Origin of the sequence: Pantoea brenneri, from assembly GCF_038594305.1 — a bacterium.
In the GTDB taxonomy this organism is placed as follows: domain Bacteria; phylum Pseudomonadota; class Gammaproteobacteria; order Enterobacterales; family Enterobacteriaceae; genus Pantoea; species Pantoea brenneri.
Genome location: NZ_JBCGBG010000001.1, coordinates 1,180,774 through 1,206,189, shown reverse-complemented (window position 1 = coordinate 1,206,189; position 25,416 = coordinate 1,180,774). Strand labels below are relative to the sequence as shown.

Here is a 25,416-nt window from a genome sequence, read left to right as displayed (position 1 = left end):
GACAGCTTATCCCACCGCGAAACAGAAGGTGTTAATAATCATCTCTGGCTGGCAAGCTGCGTATCGGTTCATCCGGTGAGACTAGCAAAGTGGGCGGGATTATCCAGCAGAATATTGTCGTGCTATCCGCCAATCTGTGGCTGGGCTGGCGGCGAAATAAGCCCGGGTGCAGCACAATGCGGGATGTGCGGGCGCGGTGGTGTCAGTTGTCAGTAAGCTGCCAGCTCACCGGACCACCACCTCGCCGCAGGGTGTCGCCATTATGCCTGTTTCGCCATCAGTAACGTCAGCAGTTCCCGGCAGCACGCCTCTTCTTCAGCACTGTCTGCGGCCGCCAGATGACGCAGCAACGCCATGCAACTGTGCTCTTTGCCCGCTTCCATCAGCTCCTCAACCAGAAAATTCATTTTTTCCCGCTCGGTGGCGTGAAACGCCGGATTGATCAGGTGGACATTTTCCTTCACGGCCAGGGTGGCGCTCTCTGAGTGATTCATAGAATTATCCTGTGTTGGGTTAAAAAATGACCTGGTAGATGGTTTAAACTTATACAAGAAAGTGGATTTTGTACAGTTTTGGCGGGCTTCTTTTTTCGCTGAGTCGGGCGTAAGGGGATGAGTGAACAAATTAAGAATAGTTGAGCCAGGCCCGGTTGGCGCGGGTTGCAGCGCGGTGCCAGCCAGTTAACAGGTAGCCGCTATTGACTAAAAGCCTGCTAATCATTTGGTTAGCGAACTACCGGCAGGTGAAAATTTTTTGAAAAAATAGCCGGCCTGCCAGCCAGCGATAGCCAGAGTGGTGCTGAGGTCGGCTATTTCTGGCTGACGTGCGCGGCGATCGAACGGCCGCCGTGCTGATCGGCAACACGGCGGCGTCAGGATCGGGGGTTAGCGGGCAGGCAGGAAATCTTCGCGCTGCGGGGTGAAGGTATCCAGCAGCATACCGGCTTCAAGGCAGACGCAGCCGTGTACCACATCGGGCGCTTTATAGAGGGTATCGCCAGCGCCGACCTCACGCGTCTCGTCTCCGATGGTGAAGGCGAAACGGCCGCTTAGCACGTAGGTTAACTGTTCATGTGGATGGTGATGTAACGGGCCGATGGCGCCTTTTTCGAAGCTGACTTCGACCGCCATCATCGTGCCGCCGTAAGCCAGAACCCGACGGGTGACACCCTGACCTAAATCCTCCAGTGGACGCTCTTTTTTATAGATAAACATCTCATCTCCGGTGTGTGGTTGGACGCCAGGGTAGTCGTTTTGTGACGCTACTCACAGCGTAAAGGTGAATTAGTCCATGCACTTTAGTGGTTTTTCATTAAAATGAAACGGTGTTTCAATTAAATTCTAAGGGCAGATCATGAAAATCGCGTTAATGATGGAAAACAGCCAGGCGGCTAAAAACGCTATCGTATTGAAAGAACTGGAAGGCGTGGCGCAGCCGCTGGGCCATCAGGTCTTCAACGTCGGAATGAGCGACGAACAGGATCACCATCTGACCTATATTCACCTCGGTATTCAGGCCAGCCTGCTGCTGAACAGCAAGGCGGTTGATTTCGTGGTGGCCGGTTGTGGCACCGGGCAGGGCGCGCTGATGTCGCTCAACATTCATCCCGGCGTCAACTGCGGTTACTGTATCGATCCCGCCGATGCTTACCTGTTCGCCCAGATCAACAACGGTAATGCCCTGGCGCTGCCGTTTGCTAAAGGCTTCGGCTGGGGTGCTGAACTCAACCTGCGCTTTATCTTTGAAAAAGCCTTTACCGGCGAAAAAGGCATGGGCTATCCGCCAGAGCGTAAAGAGCCGCAGGTGCGTAATGCCGGCCTGCTGAATCAGGTTAAAGCCGCCGTGATTAAAGAGAACTATCTCGACACGCTGCGCGCCATCGATCCTGAGCTGGTGCAGACCGCGGTCAGCGGCCCGCGCTTCCAGCAATGTTTGTTTGAGCACGGGCAGAATCAGGAGATCGTCTCTTTTGTACGTCAGCTGACGCAGTAATCACGCAAGCGTGACGCGAGGCCGGGGAAACCTGGCCTTTATATTGCCCGTGCTACGCAGAATTACTTCCCCGAAATAACAGCCCCGAAAATAACAACCCCGAAAATAACAACCCGCTGCGCGGGTAATGCCGGACTCACGATCCTCTTTACATCGCGTAGGTGAGGAGAATTAATAACCCCGCGCAAATTATCCCCGGCTTAGCGTTAGCCTTGCCTATGTTGCCTCTGTTGCCTCTGTTGCCTCTGTTGCCTCTGTCTGGCCCTGACTGCGCCCGTTATCCCACCAATGCTTCACTGCCTGTTTCCCCGCTGATCGCGGCTTTTTACCGCAACCGATATAAAAAAATCTCAAAAGAGTGTTAACCGGTTTCGGCTAACGGTGATTGCGGCGTTATGGCTGTGATGCCCGCCAGCACCGGGCTGAGAGTTTTTAGTGAGCAGTAACTGATTGATAAATGGGAAAAGCTCTCATGTGGCATACCTCTTTAGAGGTATTAAGCGATCGCGGTTCCGACCGATTATATTATTTAATATACTAAACAAAGGGATAACCCATATGTGCTTGTTATATCGGACCTCGCTTAAACAGAAGTTGCTGCTGTTATTATTACCGCTGGTCGTCACGACAATATGGCTGAGTTACAGCAGTGTTTATGGGAAATATCAACTAAAAAAGCAGATGTGGGCGGTTGAACAACAGGTACAGCTAGCACAGGCGGTCGGCGGATTAATTAATGAATTGCAAAAAGAGCGGGGATTAACCTCGGGATTTCTGGTGAGTAAAGGAAAAGAGTTTTCCGCCGACCTGGAGGAGCAAAAAAAGCGCACGGACCTGGCCCGGCAAAAACTTGCGTTACTTGATTATAATGAGCAACGATCGCAGCAGCTGAAAACGGTGCGTGAGGATGTGCTTAATTTCCGCGTCTCCGCTGCCGCCGGCATAAAATTTTACAATGAGTCTATCAGCACGCTGCTTGACGTTATTGGTAAAAGCGACAGGCTGGTTCAGAACGGCGGAATTGCCCGCCAGCTTGGCGCTTATTACGCTCTGCTGAATTTAAAAAATCTGATGGGCAGCGAGCGGGCTTTTATGTCCGGCGTCTTTGTGCTGAACCGCTTTCAGCCCGGGGAATTAGCCGCGCTGAACGCGCTGGTAGCGGGCCAGGCGGTCTGGCAGCACTATTTTCTGATGAAAGCCACCCCGGAACAGGCAGCACTGTTTAACCAGACCTCGCTTTCCCCGAATTTCACCCAGGCGTTATCGCTGCGCAACACCGCGCTGAATCAGGCGGAGAGTGGCGATTGGCAGATTAGCCCAAGAGAGTGGTACGAGGCGCAATCACAGCGTATTGAAGCACTGCACGATATTGAAAAAAGCATTAACAGGGATATTAAATACGCGGCGCGCGACAACTATAAACAGGCCAGTCGTGAGGAGATGGTATTTTTATTTATCTGCCTGACGGCTTTTATCACGTCGGCGCTGGTGGCATGGCTGGTTATTCGGACCATCAACTCACAACTGCGCTCTGCCATTAATATTATTGAGAATATGGACGGCGATTTGACCCAGCGTCTGGCAGTCCGGGGAACCGATGAAATATCGCTATTAAATAAGTTTTATAATCATTCGATTGAAAATATCCAGTCGATGGTGCTGGAAATTAAAAACAATGCAGCGGTTGTGCGCCAGGTCAGTTCAGAAATAGCCTCAGGAAATGATGAGCTGGCCAAGCGAACCGAAGAGCAGGCGGCTTCTCTGACAGAGACGGCGGCCAGCATCGAGCAGATTTCTACCGCCATAGAGCAAAAGTCGGATAACGCCCGACGTGTAGAAACGTTAGCCAGGAATATGGTCGACCATGTTGAGTCGGCCAGTAAGAGTGTAGGCGAGGCTAACCTTTCTATGCAGGAGATTCGGACCTTCAGTGAGCAGATTGCCGGGATTGTATCGTCCATCAACAACATCTCTTCCCAGACCAACCTGCTGGCGTTAAACGCCGCCGTCGAAGCAGCCCGGGCGGGTGACTTAGGGAAGGGGTTTACCGTGGTTGCCGCCGAAGTCCGCAACTTATCGCGGCTGTGCGCAAATGAAGCCGATATGATTCAGAAACTGATCGCTCAGAATATCAATAAGATTGAAGAGGGCGCGGAAAGGGTACTTTCCTCTGAGCAGATTCTGCGTAGCGTGGTGGGAAATGCGGAGCAGATGAAGCAATTTATTGATGATATTGCGAATGCCTCGGCTGAACAGTCGTCTGGCATTGCGCAAATTCATCTGGCGCTAAACCAGATGGGCCAGGTGACCGATCAGAATGTGAGTATGGTTGCCGAGGCAGCGACCAGCAGTCATCGGCTGCATGACCAATCCGAAGCGATGAGCAGTCTGGTGGACAAGTTTATCGTTGAATAAGCGGCGGAATAGCGTCTGGCCCGGATAAATGTCCCGGCCTCTGTCCGGGCAAGGCGCGTTAAGTGGTGCAGGCATAATTACTGCCCGCGATCGTCCCGGCAACGCGCCTCAGGCGCAGGGACTGCCCGCCACATCGTCCGCTTAACGCAACGCGGCGCATCGTGTTAATTTTGCCGCGCTAGCGTTTAGGTCGTGATCGGTTGTGCGATCTGGAAACGCTGCGGCGTATCCGGCGTTAACCCCCATTTAGTGCGTCTGCACCCGCGCTGGCGCTGCGTGTCGGCTGGCCTCCACCAGCATCCGGGTATAGGCCACGCTCGCCTGATTGCCCACCAGCGTTGGCACATCCAGCGTCTCCAGCACTTTTCCCTGTTGCATCACCGCAACGCGATGGCATAGATGTGCCACCACGCCCAGGTCGTGCGTCACCATCAGATAGGTCAGGTTGTCCTGCTGCTGCAGATCGCTCAGCAGGTTGAGGATCTCCGCCTGCACCGAAACGTCGAGCGCCGAGGTCGGTTCATCCAGCAGCAGCACCGTCGGCTGCAGTATCAGCGCCCTGGCGATCGCCACCCGCTGACGCTGTCCGCCCGACAGCTGGTGGGGATAGCGGGTCAGCCAGGCACGGTTCAGGCCAACCTTTTCCAGCATGGCAATCACCCGCTGCTGGCGCTGACCGATGCCCTGAATCTGTAACGGTTCTTCCAGGATGTCGCCGATGGTGTGACGCGGATGCAGCGAACCGTAAGGGTCCTGAAAGACCATCTGCACCCGTCGGCAGCGCGCCCGGTTGATGCGATGCGCCAGCGGCTCGCCATCAATCGACAGCGTACCCTGCCAGTGATTAAACAGGCCGGCCAGGCACTTCAGCACCGTGGTTTTACCCGAACCTGACTCGCCGACCAGGCCAAAAATTTCGCCCGGGTTGACCCGCAGATTAACGTCGAACAGCACCTGATTACGGGCGTTCTCGTCGCCAAAACTGAGGTTAAGGTTGTTCACTTCAATCATCGTCACTCCTTATTCGGTTAACCAGCTTGCGTGACGTTGTAACACCGGCAGGCGACTGCGACGGTGATCGATGTCGGGCAGCGCGGCCATCAGGCCCTGGGTGTAGGGATGCTGCGCACGATCCAGTTCACTGGCGGCCAGCGACTCCACCACCCGACCGGCATACATCACCAGCACCCGGTCGCAAAAACTGCGCACCAGGTTGATATCGTGGCTGATAAAAATCAGCCCCAGCCCGCGCGCCTTCACCAGCTCATCCAGCAGCGTCAGCACCTGCAGCCGCACCGAAACATCCAGTGCCGAGGTCGGTTCATCGGCTATCACCAGTTCCGGCTCGGTAATCAGCATCATGGCAATCATCACGCGCTGCCCCTGACCACCGGAAATTTCATGCGGATAGAGCTGATAAATCCGCTCAGGATCGCGGATCTGCACCTCCTCCAGCATCGCCAGCGTCCGCTGACGGGCGGCGGCATGCTGGCCGCGATGGTGGCTGCGCCACGCCTCGGCGATCTGTTCACCGACCCGCACCACCGGATTAAGCGAATATTTCGGGTCCTGCATGATCATCGAGATCCGTTTGCCGCGGATTTCACGCATCCGGGCCGGGCTGGCGTGTAACAAATCGACAGTGCCAAACTGCATCCGGCTGGCTTCAACCCGCGCCTTCGACGGCAGTAACTGCAGCAGCGCCCGACCGACGGTAGATTTACCGGAGCCGGATTCACCGACTATCGCCAGCTTCTCCTGACCAAGCTGAAACGAGACGCCGCGTACCGCCGGGGTGCTCTGGCGTCCGTTAACAAAATTTACGTGCAAATCGCGCACGTCGAGCAACGGCGTGGCGTTACTCACTGCGGGGATCGAGCAGGTCACGTAGGCCATCTCCTAAAAAGTTGAATGCCAGACTGTTAATCAGAATCGCCAGACCAGGTACGGTAACCACCCACCAGCACTCCAGCATGTAGGTGCGGCCGCTGGCGATCATCGCGCCCCATTCCGGATCGGGCGGCTGCGCGCCCAGCCCGAGAAAGCCGAGTCCGGCGGCGGTGAGGATAATGCCCGCCATGTTCATGGTGATGCGGATAATCACCGACGGCAGGCAGAGCGGGATGATGTGCTTCCACAGCACCCGCAACGGCGAGGCACCCTGTAAACGCACCGCAGAGATAAAGTCAGCCTGACGCAGCGACAGGGTTTCTGCCCGCGCCAGACGGGCAATCGGCGGCCAGGCGGTGAGGGTAATGGCGATCACCACATGTTCCAGTCCCGGCCCCAGCGCGGCGACAAACGCCAGCGCCAGTACCAGGCTGGGAAACGAGATAAAAATGTCGGTGACCCGCATCAGCACGCTGTCGACCCAGCCGCCAAAATAGCCGGCGGTGACGCCGAGCAGCAGGCCGAGCGGTCCGACGGTCACCGACACCAGCAGCACGATATACAGAGTGATGCGAGCGCCCCACACCAGACGGCTGAAGATGTCGCGGCCAAACTCATCGGTACCGAACCAGTGGGCGGCACCCGGCGGCGAGAGCGCATTATTCAGATCCTGAATCAGCGGATGATACGGTGCGATCCACGGGGCAAACAGCGCCACAATGCAGAGCAGCAACACAATGCCGCCGCCGATGGCGGTCAGCGGATTACGGGCCATGCGCCAGATAAAGTGACCGCTGCGGGCAGCGAAACGGCGACAGCGCGCCAGTCGCTCACGGGTGGGGCTGGCAGCCGGTGCATCAAAGGAAAGGGTCATACTTTGGTCCTCGGATCGAACACCTGATAGAGCAGGTCGGAGAGCAGGTTAAGCAGCACGAAAATCAGGCCAACCACCAGTACGCAGCCCATCACCGCGTTCATATCGCCCAGCATCAGGCTGCCGGTCAGATAGGAACCAAAGCCCGGCCACGAGAAGACGGTTTCAATCAGCACCGCGCCCTCCAGCAGCGAACCGTAGGCCAGCGCCACCACGGTCAGTAGCTGCACCAGAATATTGCGGAAGGCGTGCTGCCAGATCACCTGCCACTCGGTTAAACCTTTTACCCGGGCGGTGAGGATGAACTCCTGTGACAGCTGCGCCAGCATAAAGCTGCGCGTCATGCGGCTGATGTAGGCCAGCGAATGAAAGCCCAGCAGGGAAGCGGGCAACACCAGGTGATTCAGCGCATTCCAGAACACCTGACTGTTACCGGCCAGCAGCGCGTCGATCAGCATAAAGCCGCTGCGGCGTGGCACGATGCCATCAAGGCTGAAATCCACCCGGCCCGCGCCGCCGACCCAGCCGAGATGGGCATAAAACAGCAGCAGACCCATCATCCCGACCCAGAAAATCGGCGTTGAATAACCGGCCAGGCTGATCATCCGCACCAGATAATCGATCACGCTGTTGCGGCGGGCAGCAGCCAGCACCCCGAGCGGCACGCCGAGACCGGCTCCGATCACAATTGCCAGCGTTGCCAGTTCCACCGTCGCCGGGAAGACGCGCAGGATATCGTTGACCACCGGCTGGCCGGTCAGCAGTGCATGGCCGAGATCGCCGTGCAGCAGCGCATTAAGGTAGAGGCCAAACTGCACCCACAGCGGCTTATCAAAACCGAGCTGGTGGTAAACCTGCTGATAGGTGGCCTGATCGGCATCTGGCCCGACAATCGCCAGCACCGGATCGAGCGGCATAACCCGCCCGATAAAGAAGGTCAGCATCAGCAGACCTGCGAGGGTGATCAGCACCTGCAGACCGCGTTTGCTGATGCGGCGACAGTGGCTGCGGGTAAACGTCAGGGTCATTGGGGTCCTCCTGCCAGGCTATCCGGCGTTTTCCAGACGTCGCGCAGAAAGGTGGTTGCCGAAGGGTGTGGCTGATAATCCTGCACCCGGTTGTTAACCACCACCGAATCAAGCATCTGGGAGATCGGCATCAGCGCCGGTACCAGCTGGTCGTAGCGTTGCTGAATAGCGAAGTAAGCCTGCTGTTGTCTGGCGCTGTCGCGTTCCACCAGCGCGCGATCGATCATGCTGTTGAGCTGCGCATCGTAAAAACCGGTGCGCCAGCCCTGGAAATTAGTCAGACGGGCGCTGTCGGCATTGTTCGGGTTATAGACCAGCGAGCGCAGGCTGGAATGAGGATGGGGCTCCACGCCGCTACCGCCGCGTCCGACCAGCAGGCTGAACTGACGGTCACGCATCGCACCGTAGATCTGGTTACCGGTGCCGGTGATGATGCGGGCGCGAATGCCGGCCTGCAGCAGCGTCGACTGAATGGCGATGGCGATATTCAGGAACGGCTGATCGGCCAGCACCCGCAGCGAGGTGTCGAAGCCGTCCGGATAGCCCGCCTCGGCCAGCAGCGCCCGGGCGCGTGGCACGTCCAGCCGGTAACCGGGATCAGGCAGCGTGGCGGGCATCCCCGCCTGAATTGGCCGCTGATGCAGTTCGCCATAGCCGGTCATCAGGCTCTTATTGATCCCCTGATAATCGACCAGATAGCGCACCGCTTCACGTACCCGGCTGTCGTTAAAATGCGGGTCCTTCATGCTCATCGCCAGGTAGTAGATCGTGCCTCGCCGCACTGCATCAATGGTGAGGTCGGGATCGTGGCGCAGCGCGCGCACGTCGGGAATCGACATGTTGCTGGCGATATCGAGGTCGCCTTTCTCCATCATCAGGCGCAGGGTCTGCGACTCCTGCAGATGGCGGAACACCACCCGCGACATTTTCGCTTCACCGCGCCAGTAGCCGGCCGAGCGGCTCATGCGCAGCACATCTTTGGCCTGCCAGATATCCAGCCGGAACGGGCCGGAACCGGCTTCGTGGGTGCTGAGCCAGCGGTTGCCCCAGTCACCGTTGACCTCATGCTGCTGCACCGTTTTGCGATCCAGCACCACCATGCTGCCAAGCGCCGCCAGCGAGTAGATCACCAGCTGTGGATCGTTGGGTTTTGGCAGAGTGATCACGACAGTGCGGGCGTCGGGAGCGGTGATCATCCGGTCAACGTTGTCGCGGCTGAAACCGTAGGATTTCCACACCGAGGCCTGCGCCAGGTTGAGGTGCAGCACCCGCCGCATTGACCAGATCACATCCTCGCTGGTCAGCGGATTGCCGGAATGGAAGGTGACATTGTCACGCAGATGAAAGGTCAGGGTGCTGTTATCCGCACTGACTGCCCAGCGTTCAGCCAGCGCCGGACGTACCTCGGTCAGCTTTTTCGGGTTGAGTTCAACCAGTCCGTCATACAGGTTGACCACGATGCCCACTACCTCATTGCCGGTCATGGCGGCCGGATCAAGGGTGAGCAGATTATTCATGTTCATACCGACGATCAGCTGATCGTCAGGGGTTTGTGCCTGCAGCGCGGGGCTGCCCGTCAGCAGCAGCAGCGCGATCAGCCAGCTGCCACACGATTGAAACAGTTTCATAAGTCGGGTCCGGCAGGTCAGAGGTTGCCCGATCGTCTTTCAGCCTGTCTGCCCGCTGACCGCAGGGCGGTCAGGGTGGCGTTAAGCCGGTGGCGATTCGGAATTATTATCGTTTGCTGTAGGGGACGATCGCGACTTACCAGCGATTCAGCGTATGGGTCTCGATCCAGCTAAAGTTAATGTCCTCGCCAAGTCCGGCGCGGGTCGGCAGGGTGACAAAACCCTGTGGGTCCATTGGGTCGACCAGGCTGTTGAGATAGGCTGGCGGCGTGTCGTAATCGAGGAACGGATGCAGCAGACCGCGCTCATACCAGCGGCAGTTACGGATCGCCCCGACCACCGCCAGGCTGGCAGCGCCGTTGCCGTGAACTTCACAGTCCATGCCGAACGCCTCGGCGAGGTTAGCCACTTTGAGGGTGGCTGAGATGCCGCCGACGCCGTTGGCCCCGGCACGCAGAATGTCGCAGGCTCCGGCTCGCACCCAGTCAGCGCGGCTGTGATGCTTGCCGCCGAGACTCTCCGGGCCGAGCACGTCAATCGACAGGTTGTCCGCCAGCCAGGCGTAAGAGGCCATGCTTTCCTCCTCCATCGGCTCTTCAAACCAGGCGAAGTTGAGCTTCTCCAGCGCCTTGCCAATGGTCAGCGCATCGCTGCGGCTGTACCAGTGATAGCCATCCAGCATCAGCGCGATATCCGGACCCACCGCTTCGCGCACTGCGGCGCAGGCTTTGATATCCATCGCCGGGCTGGGCGCAAACGACACGGGCGGCATCCAGGTGTGCAGCTTTATCGCCTGATAACCGCGCGCCACCAGTTTTTCAGCGAACTGCGCATATTCATCCGGGGTTGAGAGTCCGCCATGCAGCTCATCGCCGCACATGGTGCTGCCGTAGGCCGGGATCTTTTCGCGATAGCCGCCCAGCAGCTTATGTACCGGCTGGTTAAGTTTGCGGCCAATCAGGTCCCACAGCGCCTGTTCCACCGCTGAGAGCGCCCGTTCGGTAAGCTGATGGGCGCTGCCGCGCTGCCAGTGCACCAGATCCTGCCATAAACGCTCACGATCAAAGGCGTTCTGGCCGATCAGCACTTTACGGAAGAAGGCATTAACCACGTGCGAACGGATGACTTCGGGCGGGGCAAAGGCGTAACCGCAGTCACCGTCCTCGCTGGTCAGGGTGAGCAGCGCCATCTGCGCCTCATTTTCCGGACCGGGATGGGAATGCCCGGCGCTGTCGCTACAGCGTTGGGTCGGATAGGTAAAGAGAGTGACATCAATCGCGCTAATCTTCACGGCTAAGCTCCTGTGGCTGACTATCCTGACAAAATATTAAAACGTCGTTTCATTTTTCAATCTAGCCGTAACATTTTATTAACGCATTAGCCAAAGGGCGCATCTTGCTGGCTAATATGTGTGCAATCGCCCAGGGCGTTGTGAGCATATTCACGAATGTTGACCATTTTGTGAGCAGTAACACAGCCGCTTGCCGCAGGTCGTAGCGTGCTTGTCGATAGCTCTGTGCGAAGCTCAAATCCCAAACCCAAACCTCAAACCCAAACCCAAACCTCAAACCCAAACCCAAACCCAAACCCAAACCCAAACCTCAAACCCAAACCCCAAACCCAAACCCAAACCCCAAACTTCAAACCCAAACCCAAACCCAAACCCAAACCCAAACCCCAAACTTCAAACCCCGGCGATTGCGCAGGCTCTGCTGCGCTGCGACCCAGCGCAAAAACATTTCGTGCCATCACTTCCCCCGATTCTGTTTTTAGGTGATAGTAACGCCGCTTTATATTAATAATTCTCATTATCATTACTGTGGACTCTGACTATGAAAAAATGGCTTTTAGCGCTGGGGCTAATCACGCTGACAGGGATGGCTTCGGCCAAAACCATTACCGATGTGGCCGGACGCCAGGTCGAGGTGCCGCAGGAGGCAAAACGCATCATTCTGGGTGAGGGACGGCAGATTTACCTGCTGGCAGCGTTTGATACCGATGCGCCGTTTAAGCGGGTGATCGGCTGGCGCGATGATTTTCCTAAAGCGGACTGGGACGGTTACCAGGCTTATGAGCAGCGCTATCCGCAGATTAAACAGCTGCCGACTTTTGGCGGCGCAAAAGATGGCACTTTCAACGTTGAGCAGGCGCTCACCCTGAAGCCCGATCTGGTGCTGATGAACCTCGAATCGAAAGCGGCAACTGACGAAGGCAAGCTGATCGAGAAGCTTCAGGCTGTTGGCGTCCCGGTGGTGTTTATCGATTTCCGTGAATCGCCGTTTGTTAACGCAGAGAAAAGCATCCACATCATGGGCGAACTGCTGAACAAGCCGGAGCGGGCGCAGGCGATTATTCGTTTTCGTCAGCAGCAGATTGACCGGGTGACCTCGAAGCTGGCGAACTTTAGCGGCTACCGGCCAAAAGTGATGATTGATCGGGCCGGCGGCTACAGCGATGAGTGCTGCATGTCCTTTGGTAATGAAAACTTTGGTCAGATGGTGGAGATGGCCGGCGGACGCAACATCGCGAAGGATCTGATCCCCGGCACGTTTGGCACGGTTAACCCGGAGCAGATCATTGCCAGCCAGCCGGATGTGGTGGTGGTGACCGGTGCCAACTGGAAGAACTACAACACCGTCGGTAAGTGGGTCGGCGTCGGTCCGGGTGCCAACCTGACAGACGCCAGCGCACGGCTGAAAGCCCTGATGATGCGGGACGCGTTCAAAACCCTGCCGGTGGCGCACAACGGCAACGCGCACGCCATCTGGCATCAGTTCTATGACAGCCCGTATCAGTTTGTTGCGATTCAGGCGCTGGCCAAATGGCTGCATCCCGATCTGTTTGCCGATCTCGATCCGGACGCGACCTTCCGTGAGTTTCATCAGCAGTTCCTGCCGCTGCCGTATCAGCCCGGCTACTGGGTGACGCTGCCCGCCGATAAGTCCTGATCCCCAGGCGGTGACCCGGCGGTCACCGCCCTGATTTTCACTTCATGCCGAATTAACCCTTCGCTTTTCTTCATGTTTACTAATCTTTTACAGGCGCGAGATCGGTTGCTACTGGCAGCCTGACGTCTGGCCTGATCCACATTCATCGTTGAAATGGAGAGAAACATGCGCAATACCTCGGGAAGATCGGCATTCGCCGTGACGCTGTACGCTCTGCTGGAGCCGGTGCCGCTGGGCTTTTTTGTCGCGGCCTGGCTGTTCGATATCCTCTATAGCCAGACCTTTGTCCAGTTCTGGACCGACGCCGCCGGCTGGCTGATCGCGCTGGGGCTGGTGCTGGCTATTGTGCCGCGACTCATCGCGCTGGTTTATCTGTTCCGCGGCAGCGACAGTGCAGAAAAGAGCCATTTCTGGCTGTGGCTGGTGGCGATTGTCATCGCTATCGTCAATGCGTTTATCCACAGTCGCGACGCTGCCGCTGTGATCCCGCTTGGCGTAACGCTTTCCACGCTGGTGGTGGCGCTGCTGCTGCTGGCGAATGTGCAACTTGCGTTACGTCAGCGTAGCGCTTAAGGAGGAGCCACCATGAAAATGCAGCATAAATCTATCCTGGCGCTCACCCTGACAGCCCTGCTGGTGGGCTGTGATGATGGCGCGCTGGTCGATCCGCAGAAGCAGATTGGACCCAACCCGGAACTGCCGCAGGCGCAGAACTTCTTTATGCCGCCAATGCAGGTGCCGGAAGGCACGCCGTGGAAAGCGGGCGAAATGCCAAAAGTGGCGCAGGGGCTGAAAATCGAGAAAATCGCCGAGAATCTGCAGCATCCGCGCCAGGTCTATGTGTTACCGAATAACGATGTGCTGGTAGCGGAATCAAACGGGCCGGCAAAGCCAACCACCCGACCTAAACAGCTGATTATGGGCATCGTGCAGAAAGCCTCAGGCAAAGGCGGTGCCGGTGGCAACCGCATCACGCTGCTGCGTAACGTCAACGGTAAATGGGAGCAGCATCGCTTTATCGAAAACCTGCATTCGCCGTTTGGTATGCAGCTGATTGGTAACACGCTCTACGTCGCCAATGCTGATAGCCTGGTGAAATTCCCGTATCGCGAAGGGGAAACCGAAATCCGCACCGCGCCGGAAGAGGTGACCGAACTGCCGGGCGGGCCGATTAACCACCACTGGACTAAATCGCTGTTAGCCAGCCCGGACGGCAGCAAACTGTACGTCGGCGTCGGCTCCAACAGTAACGTTACTGAAAACGGCATCGGGGCCGAATACCGGCGGGCAGCGGTGCTGGAAGTGGACGCTGCCAGCGGTGCCAGTCGTATCTACGCCAGCGGGCTGCGCAATCCGACCGGCTTACAGTGGGAGCCGCAAAGCGGCAAACTGTGGGCCATTGTCAACGAACGTGACGAAATCGGTTCCGATCTGGTGCCGGACTATCTGACCTCGGTGCAGGACAAAGGCTTCTACGGCTGGCCCTACAGCTACTATGGTCAGCATGTCGATACCCGTGCCGAACCGCAGCGTCCTGACCTGGTTGAGCAGGCGATAAAACCGGATTACGCGCTCAGCTCGCACGTCGCGCCGCTCGGACTGCTGTTTTACAGCGCCGATAACATGCCGCAGTACCGCGGGGGTGCCTTTATCAGTGAGCACGGCAGCTGGAACCGCACGCCGCTCAACGGCTACAAAGTGGTGTGGGTGAAGTTTGAAAACGGCAAGCCGGTCGGGCAGCCGCAGACGGTGGTATCAGGTTTTCTGACGGAGGATGAGAAGCAGGTGCGGGGTCTGCCGGTTGGCCTGGCCAGCGATCAGCAGGGCGGCGTATTAATCGCCGATGATGCCGGCAATACCGTCTGGCGGATCAGCGCCGCCAACTAACCGGTTTATGACGGGCATAAAAAAAGGATTTGGCGTAATGCCAAATCCTTTATTTTTTTGTTCGCTACCCGGCTGGTAACCGCGCTGCGAACGAGGTGCTCAGCACTCTCCACACAGCAGATTGTAAAATGTGCGGCTAAGGATTTCAAGTTTCGCCAAAATACTGTATGTTTATACATGTGTTGGGTGTTGAGCGAAGCCTCATTGTCGACTGGCCGCTCCCAGGGGCACGGTTTCCAAAATCCCGGCAGGCATCAGGTGGTGCTGGCCTGTGGCTTTAACCATGAGTGCCGCTCAGCCCTCTCCACAAAGATGTGCTTAGGCGCCCGGCGGGTAGAGTCAAAGCCTCGGTTGCCGAACAGCGCGCTCCTGTTAAAGGAGAAGGAAAGTGATGGAACTGACTAAGCTGATTCTGGATCTCATCCGGGTCATCTTGCAGATCATCGTTGCCCTTATGCAACTGACCGGTCACGCAGGTTAACCGGAACTTGAATCAAGGCGGAGCTAACCACTCCGCCTTTTTTCGCTGTCAATTGCCTGTCATGCTGGCCGGGTAGAGTGGCGCGACAGCGTGACGCCAGCCTGGCGTTACCTTTCGCGATTGGGAGTGTTATGTCAGTTGCCACCCTTATGCCCGCCAGACTCCAGCACACCCGGATTGATGAGAGTGTGCGCCTGCGTGAAACCCGCATCGGCCAGCAGTGTGAAATTCTGGCCCACAGCACGCTGGAATATTGCGAGCTGGGGGACTTCTCATACGTCGGAGAACATTGCAGCATCGCCGATAGCCAGATTGGCCGCTTCTGCGCCATCGCTAATCAGGTGCGCATCGGCGCGCCCAATCATCCGATGGATCGCGCTTCTCAGCATCGCTTCACCTACTGCCCGGAGTATTACCACCCTGACGCCCAGCGCGATGGCGGTTTCTTTGCCGCGCGGCGTGCCGATCGGGTGACCATCGGTCACGATGTCTGGATTGGCCACGGGGTTATCGTGCTGCCCGGTGTCACCATTGGCGATGGGGCGGTATTGGCGGCAGGTGCGGTGGTGACCAGGGATGTGGCGGCTTACAGCGTGGTCGGCGGCGTACCGGCCAGGCCGCTGCGGCTGCGGTTTACCCCGGCGATTGCCGCCCGGCTGCAGCGTATTGCCTGGTGGAACTGGCCACTGGAGAAACTGCTGGCTAACCTGGCGGATTTTCAGCAGGGCGATATTGAACTGTTCTGCGATCGTCACGATTTGCGGAGCGCATAACGATCGCCCCGGCGCGAACCGGGGCGACGACGATCACGCCACCGACGTCTCCGCCACCTCAGACGACGCGGTATCAGCGACCAGCGGTTTTTCCGGTTGCAGCAGAGTCATCGCCAGCATACTGCCAAACGCAATCAGCGCGGTGACGGTAAACATCGCGTTGTAGCCGTAATATTCCGCCAGCCAGCCGCATAACATCGGCGAGATAATCGCGGCCAGATTGGCAATCGCCAGCGTCATGCCGCTGTAGGTGCCGACCGAGGCTTTCGGGGTGACGTCAATCACCACTGACCAGTAGACGTTATTCACCAGCGCGTTGAGCGCATTACCCAGCGTCATCAGGGCAATAATCCCGGCGGCTGATGACACGTAAGGGATCGCCATAAAGCAACAGGCGGTGCCGCACAGCGTGACCGCGGCGAACAGGTTGCGCGCCAGCCGCAGGTTATTGAAACGGGCCAGCAGGGTATCGGCGATGCGCCCGCCCAGCAGCACGGTCAGGCAGGCACCACTCCACGGGATCATCGCCACGTACCACAGCGAATGCAGGTCGTAATGGAAATTATCCTGCAGGTATTTTGGCATCCACGTCACCAGGGTAAAGGTGATGTAGAGGAAGGAGAAGTAGCCCAGCGCGTTGCATACCAGAGTGCGGCTGGTGAAGAAGCGCCACCACGGCAGCGCCACGCCATCGGCCGCACGCTGACGCTGGCCGTCAAGGATCAGCTTGCGTTCTGCGGCGCTGGTGGCGGGACTGCTCTCCGGACCGTCGCTGAAGGTGCGGGCAAACAGCGCCATCGCCAGCAGCGAAAACACGCCCAGCAGAATAAACATCATCCGCCAGTCACCGGTCAGCAGCAGCAGCCCGACCGCAATTGGCGCGGTCAGCAGCGCGCCAACCTGGGTAGAGAGCAGGCCAATGCCGAGCGCAAAGCCGCGTTCGTTATCCGGCGCCCAGTGCGCAATCGCCTTGTTCATCAGCGCGTAGGCGGGACCTTCCGAGAAGCCAAACAGGATGCGCAGGGCGGCAAAGCCCATAATGGCGGAACCGCCAAACAGCGCCATACCCAGTTCACCGGCCCAGGCGGTAGCGATTTCCAGCAGCGACCAGAGTACGCCCGCCAGTAACCAGACCTTTTTGGTGCCGATACGATCGGCAAGAAAGCCGCCGCACAGTGAACCAAACAGATAGCCGAAGCCAAAGTAGCCCAGCACAGCACCCAGCTGAACTTTACTGAAGTGGTACTCGGTGGCAATCGCGTTGGCGGCAAACGACAGCGCGCCGCGGTCGATGTAGTTGATCAGGGCGATCAGGAACAACAGTGAAAATATGGTGTAACGGTAACGGCTGGCCTTCATCTCACTTCTCCTGAATGGGGTTAACAGGATCGATGAAGCAAAATGAGTGCCGGAAACGCGGACAGGGCTGAAAAGGCGGAGGGAGCCGCGGGAGCAGGCGCTGCGGCCCGCCTGACTGGCGAGCCGTGATGAAGAATTACCCGGCTAATTATTCGCCTGCGCATCAATCCGGTGCAGTGAATGCCTGATAACAGGGAGCGCTCTGGCTCAGGCCGCGTTGTGCTGCGCCCGACTGGCGTGAGGCAGCGGCATTTGCGGCGGCTCGGCCAGTTCGCCGACATGTTGCAGTACCTGTAGCTGATAACCGGCATCGGCCACCGCACTCTGTTCGCTCAACAGCACGCCAGCTTCATTAACGTTTTTGCCCGCCACTTTAATTTTATCGGTGGCACTGGCCAGCATCCATTCATATTCAATATCAACGTGACCACTATCAATACAGCGAATGCCCTGCTGGCTGAGATCGTAAGCCAGTACCGTTGCGGTTGGACCGAGTGAAATTAAGACCAGATCAAAATCAGCCGCATGGGATAAAACGGCGGCATACAGGCGGTCATAAATTGAAAAGGCGTTACGGTTTAACGTGGTGATCCGTTTAACCTCACGCGCGCCCGCCAGTAAATCATTGCCTAATCCCAGCCGCGTTCCGCTGCCCTCGACAATTAATACCCGCCGGTCTTTATACAGCAGTTTAAATTTATCAAAAATGGTGCGGGATAACTGCTTGGTTTTATAATCGTGATAAGGTCGGGTTACCGAGGTATTACCGTACTGGTACTGCTTATTCAGCAGAGAGTGATAATATTTAAAATAAAACGACTTGTGAAAGAACCAGAACAGGGCCGATCCATTGCGCATATTTCGCGTAGTGCGAAAGGCGTCCGGCAGGCAGAGCAGGCAGTGCGGATTGGCCTGCGGGCCCTGCTGCAATAGCGCCTTAAGCCTGGCCGAGAGGCGCGGATCAAAGGGCTGAAAACCGATGTTCTTATAATAGGTCATCTCCAGCTCACCATCGCCGTAGCGGGCCAGCGATAACTGCGGATCGCTTAATAGCCGATCAATAGTCTCTTCTATCGACATGACTGAATAAGATTTAACTCTGGCCTGGGCGGCCGGATAGCGAAGCGCTGCATTGATAAATTTAAAGGGAAAACGAATCTTACGATAAATCGCATTTACTGCCGACATGGTTAGCCTGCCTGTTTTATTTTGCCGGCGATAAATGAGCTGCGCCCGCATTAACGGAATTAAAGCTGTGCCTGATCTATATCACATCGCCTAAAAGTTGCCAGGATGAGGAATATCTTAAAGCTATTTAGCGCGATGAGTTAACAGCATTGTTAATATTTAATCAGGTTTATCGGGTGCGGGATAAACAAACGTTTTAAACAGAAAAATGGCGTTCAATTAAAGGTTGGCGGGTCGGGCAGCGTTAACCTGTTGTTCAGAGGCTCTATTTCAGACCGTGTGAGCTAAATATGAAAATAAGCGCTGCTTATTCTGTGGCTGGGTTAAGATTTATTGCAGTCAGCCCCGTGATTTCTGATTACGATATTTTGTCAGTTGAAAAAGGCTTAAGCGACTTTGCCGCGCCGTATTGCTGAAGCGTAACTTGTCTATTAAATCCACAGCTTTGAACAAAAGGTGCGATTCATTCAGCCGATTGGTTAATTTTTTGTGATGAATGTCGCGGTTTTACCGCTTCGGAAAGTAAAAAAACCGGCGATTAGGCTATTGAGGGGAGGGATATTAATAAGTCCGACTAATGTCTTACCTTTCGACATGTTTTTACATATTTCTTACGTTAGTTAAAATCCCGTTGATTTTATGTTTTCTAATTTGATTTTCTACCGCCGCTAATGACCCGAGGATGGATCATGATTAACAAAATTACCAGTGTAATCATGGCGATATTTGCTATCGCCCTGATTTACATGGGAGGACAACTCCTGCTGGTGGGAGGCAGTGCATTCTATGCGCTAATCGGCGTGGGCGTTCTGCTCAGCGCTATCCTGCTGTTTATGAACAAGCGCAGCGCGCTGACGCTCTATGCGCTGCTGATGTGGATCACCCTGTTCTGGATTATCTGGGAAGTGGGCTTCGATAAGTGGCAGTGGATCCCGCGCGGCGACCTGTTTGGCGTGCTGGGCGTCTGGCTGGCACTGCCGTGGGTGGTCCGTTCGCTCTATCAGGGACAGCGTCGTTTCCATCCGTTTTTGGGTGGTACGGTTATCCTGATGGTGCTGCTGGTGATCGGTCTGTGCTTCTACGATCCGGTTCCGCAGCACGGCACTATCAGCAACGCACGCACGCCATCAGCCATTAACGGTGCTGCCGATGAGTGGAGTGCCTACGGCGGGACCACTGACGGCCAGCGCTTCTCGGCGCTGAATCAGATCACCAAAGACAACGTGAAAGATCTGGAAGTCGCGTGGACCTATCATACCGGCGATCTGCGTCAGGGTGATGATGCCACCGAGTACACTTTTGAAGCGACGCCGCTGAAAGCCAACGGCATGCTTTACTTCTGTACGCCGCATAACGAAGTCCATGCGCTCGACCCGGAAACCGGTGCGGTGAAGTGGAAGACTGCGCCGGATAAAAACCGCTCTTATCTGCAGCAGCACCAGACCTGTCGCGGCGTCAGCTACTTCGACGCGGGCCAGTCAGCGCAGTCGCAGAGCAGCGCACAGCCGGCCCTGTGCCGCAAGCGTATCTTCAACGCCACCACCGATGCCCGCCTGATTGCGCTGGATGCCGATACCGGTAAAGCCTGCGCCGACTTCGGTGATAACGGTGTGGTGAACCTGCGCGCTAACATGGGCGATGTACGTCCTCATGCGCTGATGCAGACCGCTGCGCCACTGGTTGCTGGCAATCTGGTGATTGTCGGTGGCTCCGTGATGGATAACGGTTTCAACACCGGTAACCCGTCTGGCGTGATCCGTGCTTACGATGCGATCACCGGTCGTCTGGTGTGGAACTTCGATCCGGCCAATCCGGAGAAGACCGCGCCGGTAGAAGCCGCCGCCACCTATCCGCAGGATACCCCGGTTGCCTGGGCGACCCTGAGCGCTGACCTGAAAAATGGCCTGGTGTACGTGCCGTTTGGCAACGCCTCGCCGGATGAAGTTGGCATTGAGCGTGACCCAAACAGCAACACCGAGAAGTTCCGCGATGCGCTGGTGGCACTGGATCTGAAAACCGGTGCCTTCAAATGGCGTTATCAGAGTTCAAACCACGATCTGTGGGACCGTGACAATCCGTCACAGCCTTCGCTGATTGATATCGACTATCAGGGCAAGTCACAACCGGCGGTGATCCTGCCGACCAAAACCGGCAACCTGTTTGTGCTGAACCGTCTGACCGGCGAACCGGTGTATCCGGTGGAGCAGGTTAAGGTCTCGACTGATGGCATCAAAGGCGAACAGTATGCCGCCACTCAGCCGGTTTCCAGCCTTAACTTCATTCCACAGCCGCTGACTGAAAAGTCGATGTGGGGCATCACGCCGTTTGACCAGATGAGCTGCCGGGCCGATTTCCGTGAGCTGCGTTACGACGGTAACCCGTGGACGCCGCCAACCGAGAAAGGCTCGCTGATCTTCCCGGGCAACATCGGGGTGTTCAACTGGGGCTCGGTGGCCGTTGACCCGCAGCGTCAGATGCTGATTGCTGCGCCAGTCCGTCTGGCCTACAAATACAATCTAATCAAGCGCACGCCGGAAACCGAAACCCAGCGTACCTTCACCAAAGATGGTGCGCCGTACTGGAATGAAAACTTCCACGGCGACTATGCGATTCACATCCAGCAGCTGGCCTCTGGCCTCGGCATTCCGTGCATCGCGCCACCGTGGGGACGTATGGTCGGTGTCGATCTGAAAACCGGCAAAACCGAATGGCTGCGTCGGGTTGGTAACACCAAAAACCTGAAAACCAGCTTCCTGCCGGGCCGTTTCCCAATCGGCTTCCCGATGGGGATGGTGGCACACGGTGGTCCGTTACTGACCGCTGGCGATCTGGTGTTCCACGGTGCGACGGCGGATAACTTCTTCCGTGCCTATGACAGCACCACCGGCGAGCTGCTGTGGCAGACCGAACTGAGCGCTGGCGCGCAGGCCACGCCATCCACCTTTATGGGTAAAGATGGTAAGCAGTACGTGGTCATTGCAGCCGGCGGACACGGTTCGCTCGGCACCACGGCGGGCGACAGCGTCGTCGCTTTCCGCCTGAAGTAACCTGACAGGCTGGGCGCCGCTGGCTGGCGCTCAGCTTTTTTCCTTCCTGATCCCGCACCGTTTTTTTCATCTTCATCCCGTCAGCCCCTTTCCAGATGTAAGCCCTTGTTGTGGCTGTTTTTTCCGCTACCTGTTCCGGCGCGTTATCTAATCACCCTGTGAAACTATTTCGTGATGGCTCTCTCAGTTCAGAGATTCAGCACCGCAGTGACGCTTGCGCAGCCGGGCACAGAGAGTAGATTAATGCATAACTTCACAAATAACCGTGAATATGGAAAGTACATCACAAGTCGCTATCTGAAGGATTGATCCCCATGTCCGAACTGAAATTCGCCACCCGTCTTAACTCCTTCGCCTCGGGCGCTCATCTCTACTGGCCCGATTTACCGGGCAAGCCGTCGGTGCTGCAGATGATTGCCCGTGCGGGTAAGGTGAAGGGCTTAACCCATCTCGATCTCAATTACCCACAGCACCTCACCAGTGACATCCCGACGCTGCGTCAGGCGATTGCCGACGCCGGTCTGGCCGTTAACGGCATGCAGATGCGCTGGGATGCGCCGCAGTTCAAAATCGGCGCCTTTACCCATCCGGATGCGAAGATACGCCGTGAAGCGATTGAGCTGACCAAGCGCGGCATTGATACCGGGCGGGAATTTGGCTCACGGCTGATGACGCTGTGGATGGGGCAGGATGGTTTCGATTACTGCTTCCAGGCGGATTACAAGAAGATCTGGGAAGACGCGGTCAGCGCGGTACGTGAAGTGGCGGAATATGCGCCGGACGTTGACGTCAGCATTGAATACAAACCCAACGAGCCTCGGGCGTACAGCATTTTCCCTAACGCCACCACCTGCCTGCTGGCGGTGGAAGAGGCGGGCTGCCCGAACCTTGGCATTACGCTCGATTTCGCCCACGTGCTGTTTGCCAATGAGATCCCGGCTTACGCTGCGGCAATGGTGGCACGCCGTTCCCGCCTGCTGGGGCTCGACCTGAACGACGGCTGGGGCAAACGCGATGACGGACTGATGGTGGGTTCGGTCAATCCACGCGCCACGCTGGAATTTCTCTGGCAGATGCAGCGTGACGGATACAGCGGAGCCTACTACTTCGATACCTTCCCGGATGCCAGCGGCCTTGACCCGATTCGTGAAGCGGAAAGCAATATCGCCACCGTCACCCGCTTACTGAGATTGTGTCAGCAGCTGGATGATAACGCGGCATTACAGGCGGCAATCGATCGCCAGGATGCAGTCGCGTCACAGCAGATCGTCAATGACATCATGCTGGCGCGCTAACGGCTTCAGCGCCGATAAAACAAAAAACCTCTACCCAACACCCGAGAAGAAAAGGCCATTGTATGAAGAAACTCCTGCTCGCCGTCATCGCTTCCTCACTGATGTGCAGCACCGTCTATGCGGCGGAACTGGCTCCGCTGCAGTCCGACACTGAACCGGATCGCACTGACTGGACCCAGCTCGATACCAAATATGGCGCTCTGCCCAAAGCGGACAAATCGCTGAAAATTGGTGGGGTATCGAAAACCCTGACCAATGAATACTGGCGCTCGCTCGGCCAGGGTTATCAGAACGTAGCGAAAAAATATGGCTTCACCGTTGCCTATCAGGCGGCAGCTAATGAAGACGATCAGCTCGGCCAGCTGTCGATCGCCGAAACCCTGATCTCGCAGGGTTTTAACGGCCTGCTGGTCTCGCCGCAGACCGACATCAACCTCGAACCGGCACTGGAGACCGCCAACAGCAAACATATCCCGGTGGTTAACGTTAACGATGCGGTGATGCCCAATGCGCAGTATTACGTGGGTAACGTGCAGAAAGACAACGGCGTGCGGGTAGCCAAATGGTTTATTGAGCATCATCCGCAGGGCGGCAAAGTGGCGGTGATTGAAGGGCAGCCGGGCGTCTACGCCGCCGGACAGCGTACCCGTGGTTTCAAGGAGACGTTGCAGGCCAACGGCAAATTCACCCTTGCCGCCAGCGTACCGGCCAACTGGAGTCGCGAGCAGGCGTTTAACGCCGCCTCGACCATTCTGCAACAGCACCCGGATCTGATCGGGTTCTACGCCAACAACGACACCATGGCGCTTGGCGTGGTGGAAGCGGTACGGGCGCAGAACAAAGCGGCGCAGGTAGCGATTTTTGGTACCGACGGTATCTCTGACGCCTACGCCTCGATCAAGCGCGGCGAACTGACCGGCACGGTGGACAGTTTCCCGGTGCTGACCGGCGAAGTGGCGATGGATGTGATGATTCGCCTGATCAACGGCCAGAAACTTTCACGGGTGATTTCAACTCCGCAGGCGCTGATCACTAAAGAGAACGTCGAGGCCTTTTCGACCAAAGACAACACCCGGTTACGTCAGCTGCTGACTCAGCAGTAAGCCAGGCGGAGCGCCCATGGAACAGAATCGTTTAATGATGCGTGGCATCAGTAAAACCTACGGCAACGCCGCCGCACTGCAGAACGTTGATTTTTCAGTGCGGCCCGGCGAAGTGCATGCCCTGATTGGTGAGAACGGGGCCGGCAAATCAACGCTGCTCAACATTCTCTCCGGCGTGCGGGCGGCGGACAGTGGCGAAATCAGCGTCAACGGGCAGGCGGTGCAGATGAAGAATCCGCTCAGCGCCCGCCACGCCGGTATCGCGATGATTCATCAGGAGCTGCAGCACGTTCCGGAACTTTCGGTGGCGCAGAATATGTTTCTCGGTCGTCCGCTGACCCGAGCCGGCGGCTGCTGGGTGGATAAAAGCGCCCAGCTGGCACGAGCGACGCTGATCCTGAAAACGCTGGACCCGAGCATCGATCCCAGCACGCCGATTAAGAATCTCAAGGTGTCGCAGCAGCAGATCGTTGAAATTGCCCGCGCGCTGCTCGATGACGCCAAAATCATCGCCATGGATGAGCCGACCTCCAGCCTGACGCCGACCGAGTTTGACCGGCTGGCCGAGCTGATTGCCGACCTCAAGTCGACCGGCGTCTCCCTGATCTACGTGTCACACAAGATGAATGAGATTTTCCGGGTCTGCGATCGGGCCACCATCATGCGTGATGGCAGGCAGGTTGGGGTGGTCAATATCTGTGATGAGGATGAAGAGAGCATCGTTGCCAAAATGGTCGGGCGTAAGATCGACAAGCTCGATCACCAGGCGTTCGTCAGCGACCGCGAAGTGCTGCGGGTGGAGAACCTCGGACGCGGCAATCAGGTGGTGGCGGCGAACTTCAGCGTGCGGGCCGGTGAAGTACTGGGCATTGCCGGGCTGGTCGGCGCTGGCCGTACTGAGCTGCTGAAGCTGATTGCCGGCATCGACAAACGCACCAGCGGTACGGTGAGCGTGAACGGCAATCCGGTAAAGAACCATAACGTGCGTGCCGCCATCAAAGCCGGCATCGGTCTGGTGCCGGAAGACCGCAAAAAAGAGGGCATCATTAAAGAGCGGGCGGTGAAGATGAATATGGCGCTGCCCTCGATGCACCATTTCACCGTCGGCGGCTTGCTCAGCCAGGCGCGGCTGAACCGCAAAGCGCAGACGGTGATGGGCGATCTGAAACTGCGACCGCTGGATATCGGGAAAAGCATCGGCACGCTGAGCGGCGGTAATCAGCAAAAAGTGATTATTGGTCGCTGGGTGGCGGCGGATGCCAGCGTGTTTTTATTTGATGAACCGACCCGCGGTATTGATATCGGTGCCAAGTCCGAAATTTACCATTTAATTGAAAAACTGGCTCAGGCGGGCAAAGCCATTGTGGTGGTCTCGTCTGAAATGACCGAAATCATGCGGATCGCCGACCGGGTGCTGGTGATGCGTGAAGGGCGGATTACCCAGCAATTAACCGGCAGCGCGATCACCGAAGAGAATATTGCCCGCTTTGCCATTAAACAGATTTAAC

The 25,416-nt window shown here is 57.0% G+C and carries 20 protein-coding genes; 10 read left to right on the top strand and 10 right to left on the bottom strand.

Going from position 1 to position 25,416, the window contains the following annotated elements; genetic code table 11:
* Nucleotides 1-260: 260 nt before the first annotated feature.
* Entirely contained in the window at nucleotides 261-494 is a 234-nt protein-coding gene (locus tag AABB92_RS05570; RefSeq protein ID WP_031377998.1) for a hypothetical protein, read from the bottom strand.
* Between the two features lie 390 nt (nucleotides 495-884).
* Nucleotides 885-1,214, bottom strand: coding sequence for a cupin domain-containing protein (locus AABB92_RS05565; protein ID WP_031377997.1), 330 nt, complete (start codon nucleotides 1,212-1,214; stop codon nucleotides 885-887).
* Nucleotides 1,215-1,353: 139 nt separating this feature from the next.
* Here AABB92_RS05565 and AABB92_RS05560 point away from each other — a divergent pair, with 139 nt between their 5' ends.
* The gene (locus AABB92_RS05560) at nucleotides 1,354-1,992 is read left to right on the top strand and encodes an RpiB/LacA/LacB family sugar-phosphate isomerase (protein ID WP_031377996.1); all 639 of its coding nucleotides are present in this window, start codon (nucleotides 1,354-1,356) and stop codon (nucleotides 1,990-1,992) included.
* 474 nt (nucleotides 1,993-2,466) lie between these two features.
* Nucleotides 2,467-4,407, top strand: coding sequence for a methyl-accepting chemotaxis protein (locus AABB92_RS05555; RefSeq protein WP_152659086.1), 1,941 nt, complete (start codon nucleotides 2,467-2,469; stop codon nucleotides 4,405-4,407).
* A 246-nt stretch (nucleotides 4,408-4,653) separates the two neighbouring features.
* Here the strand turns inward: AABB92_RS05555 and AABB92_RS05550 are convergent, their stop codons facing one another.
* The 6 genes from AABB92_RS05550 to AABB92_RS05525 form a co-directional block, all read right to left on the bottom strand.
* Nucleotides 4,654-5,418 carry an ABC transporter ATP-binding protein gene (locus AABB92_RS05550; protein ID WP_031377994.1) on the bottom strand — a complete coding sequence of 255 codons (765 nt, stop codon included), beginning with the start codon at nucleotides 5,416-5,418 and terminating at the stop codon, nucleotides 4,654-4,656.
* Nucleotides 5,419-5,427: 9 nt separating this feature from the next.
* Entirely contained in the window at nucleotides 5,428-6,294 is an 867-nt protein-coding gene (locus AABB92_RS05545; protein ID WP_046288529.1) for an ABC transporter ATP-binding protein, read from the bottom strand.
* The gene (locus tag AABB92_RS05540) at nucleotides 6,266-7,171 is read right to left on the bottom strand and encodes an ABC transporter permease (protein ID WP_046288324.1); all 906 of its coding nucleotides are present in this window, start codon (nucleotides 7,169-7,171) and stop codon (nucleotides 6,266-6,268) included. The genes AABB92_RS05545 and AABB92_RS05540 overlap by 29 nt, the downstream gene beginning before the upstream one ends.
* Entirely contained in the window at nucleotides 7,168-8,199 is a 1,032-nt protein-coding gene (locus AABB92_RS05535; protein WP_031377993.1) for an ABC transporter permease, read from the bottom strand. Before AABB92_RS05535 ends, AABB92_RS05540 begins: the two co-directional genes overlap by 4 nt.
* Nucleotides 8,196-9,827 (bottom strand): ABC transporter substrate-binding protein, encoded by a 1,632-nt coding sequence (locus tag AABB92_RS05530; protein WP_046288323.1) that lies wholly within the window; start codon nucleotides 9,825-9,827, stop codon nucleotides 8,196-8,198. The genes AABB92_RS05535 and AABB92_RS05530 overlap by 4 nt, the downstream gene beginning before the upstream one ends.
* A 136-nt stretch (nucleotides 9,828-9,963) precedes the next feature.
* Nucleotides 9,964-11,118, bottom strand: coding sequence for a mandelate racemase family protein (locus AABB92_RS05525; RefSeq protein ID WP_031377389.1), 1,155 nt, complete (start codon nucleotides 11,116-11,118; stop codon nucleotides 9,964-9,966).
* Between the two features lie 541 nt (nucleotides 11,119-11,659).
* Between AABB92_RS05525 and AABB92_RS05520 the strand changes: the two genes are divergently transcribed.
* The 4 genes from AABB92_RS05520 to AABB92_RS05505 all read left to right on the top strand — a co-directional run bounded on the left by AABB92_RS05520 (nucleotide 11,660) and on the right by AABB92_RS05505 (nucleotide 15,916).
* Nucleotides 11,660-12,775 carry an ABC transporter substrate-binding protein gene (locus tag AABB92_RS05520; RefSeq protein ID WP_031377391.1) on the top strand — a complete coding sequence of 372 codons (1,116 nt, stop codon included), beginning with the start codon at nucleotides 11,660-11,662 and terminating at the stop codon, nucleotides 12,773-12,775.
* A 165-nt stretch (nucleotides 12,776-12,940) separates the two neighbouring features.
* Nucleotides 12,941-13,348, top strand: coding sequence for a DUF2231 domain-containing protein (locus AABB92_RS05515; RefSeq protein ID WP_031377392.1), 408 nt, complete (start codon nucleotides 12,941-12,943; stop codon nucleotides 13,346-13,348).
* Nucleotides 13,349-13,360: 12 nt separating this feature from the next.
* Complete coding sequence (locus AABB92_RS05510; RefSeq protein ID WP_031377393.1) at nucleotides 13,361-14,662, top strand: PQQ-dependent sugar dehydrogenase; 1,302 nt, start codon at nucleotides 13,361-13,363, stop codon at nucleotides 14,660-14,662.
* 612 nt (nucleotides 14,663-15,274) lie between these two features.
* Nucleotides 15,275-15,916: a DapH/DapD/GlmU-related protein gene (locus AABB92_RS05505; RefSeq protein WP_031377394.1), complete on the top strand. Its 642-nt coding sequence runs from the start codon at nucleotides 15,275-15,277 to the stop codon at nucleotides 15,914-15,916.
* A gap of 33 nt (nucleotides 15,917-15,949) precedes the next feature.
* Here AABB92_RS05505 and AABB92_RS05500 read toward each other — a convergent pair whose 3' ends face one another.
* Both AABB92_RS05500 and AABB92_RS05495 read right to left on the bottom strand, forming a co-directional pair.
* Entirely contained in the window at nucleotides 15,950-17,275 is a 1,326-nt protein-coding gene (locus tag AABB92_RS05500) for an MFS transporter (protein ID WP_031377395.1), read from the bottom strand.
* 207 nt (nucleotides 17,276-17,482) lie between these two features.
* Nucleotides 17,483-18,463, bottom strand: coding sequence for a GT-D fold domain-containing glycosyltransferase (locus AABB92_RS05495; RefSeq protein ID WP_031377396.1), 981 nt, complete (start codon nucleotides 18,461-18,463; stop codon nucleotides 17,483-17,485).
* A gap of 689 nt (nucleotides 18,464-19,152) precedes the next feature.
* Between AABB92_RS05495 and AABB92_RS05490 the strand changes: the two genes are divergently transcribed.
* The 4 genes from AABB92_RS05490 to AABB92_RS05475 all read left to right on the top strand — a co-directional run bounded on the left by AABB92_RS05490 (nucleotide 19,153) and on the right by AABB92_RS05475 (nucleotide 25,415).
* Nucleotides 19,153-21,510, top strand: a complete 2,358-nt coding sequence (locus tag AABB92_RS05490; RefSeq protein WP_046288321.1) for a membrane-bound PQQ-dependent dehydrogenase, glucose/quinate/shikimate family — start codon at nucleotides 19,153-19,155, stop codon at nucleotides 21,508-21,510.
* Nucleotides 21,511-21,824: 314 nt separating this feature from the next.
* Complete coding sequence (locus AABB92_RS05485; protein ID WP_046288320.1) at nucleotides 21,825-22,805, top strand: TIM barrel protein; 981 nt, start codon at nucleotides 21,825-21,827, stop codon at nucleotides 22,803-22,805.
* A gap of 62 nt (nucleotides 22,806-22,867) precedes the next feature.
* Entirely contained in the window at nucleotides 22,868-23,908 is a 1,041-nt protein-coding gene (locus AABB92_RS05480) for a sugar ABC transporter substrate-binding protein (RefSeq protein WP_031377397.1), read from the top strand.
* 16 nt (nucleotides 23,909-23,924) lie between these two features.
* On the top strand, nucleotides 23,925-25,415 hold the full coding sequence (locus tag AABB92_RS05475) for a sugar ABC transporter ATP-binding protein (RefSeq protein WP_031377398.1): 1,491 nt from the start codon (nucleotides 23,925-23,927) through the stop codon (nucleotides 25,413-25,415).
* Nucleotide 25,416 lies beyond the last annotated feature (1 nt).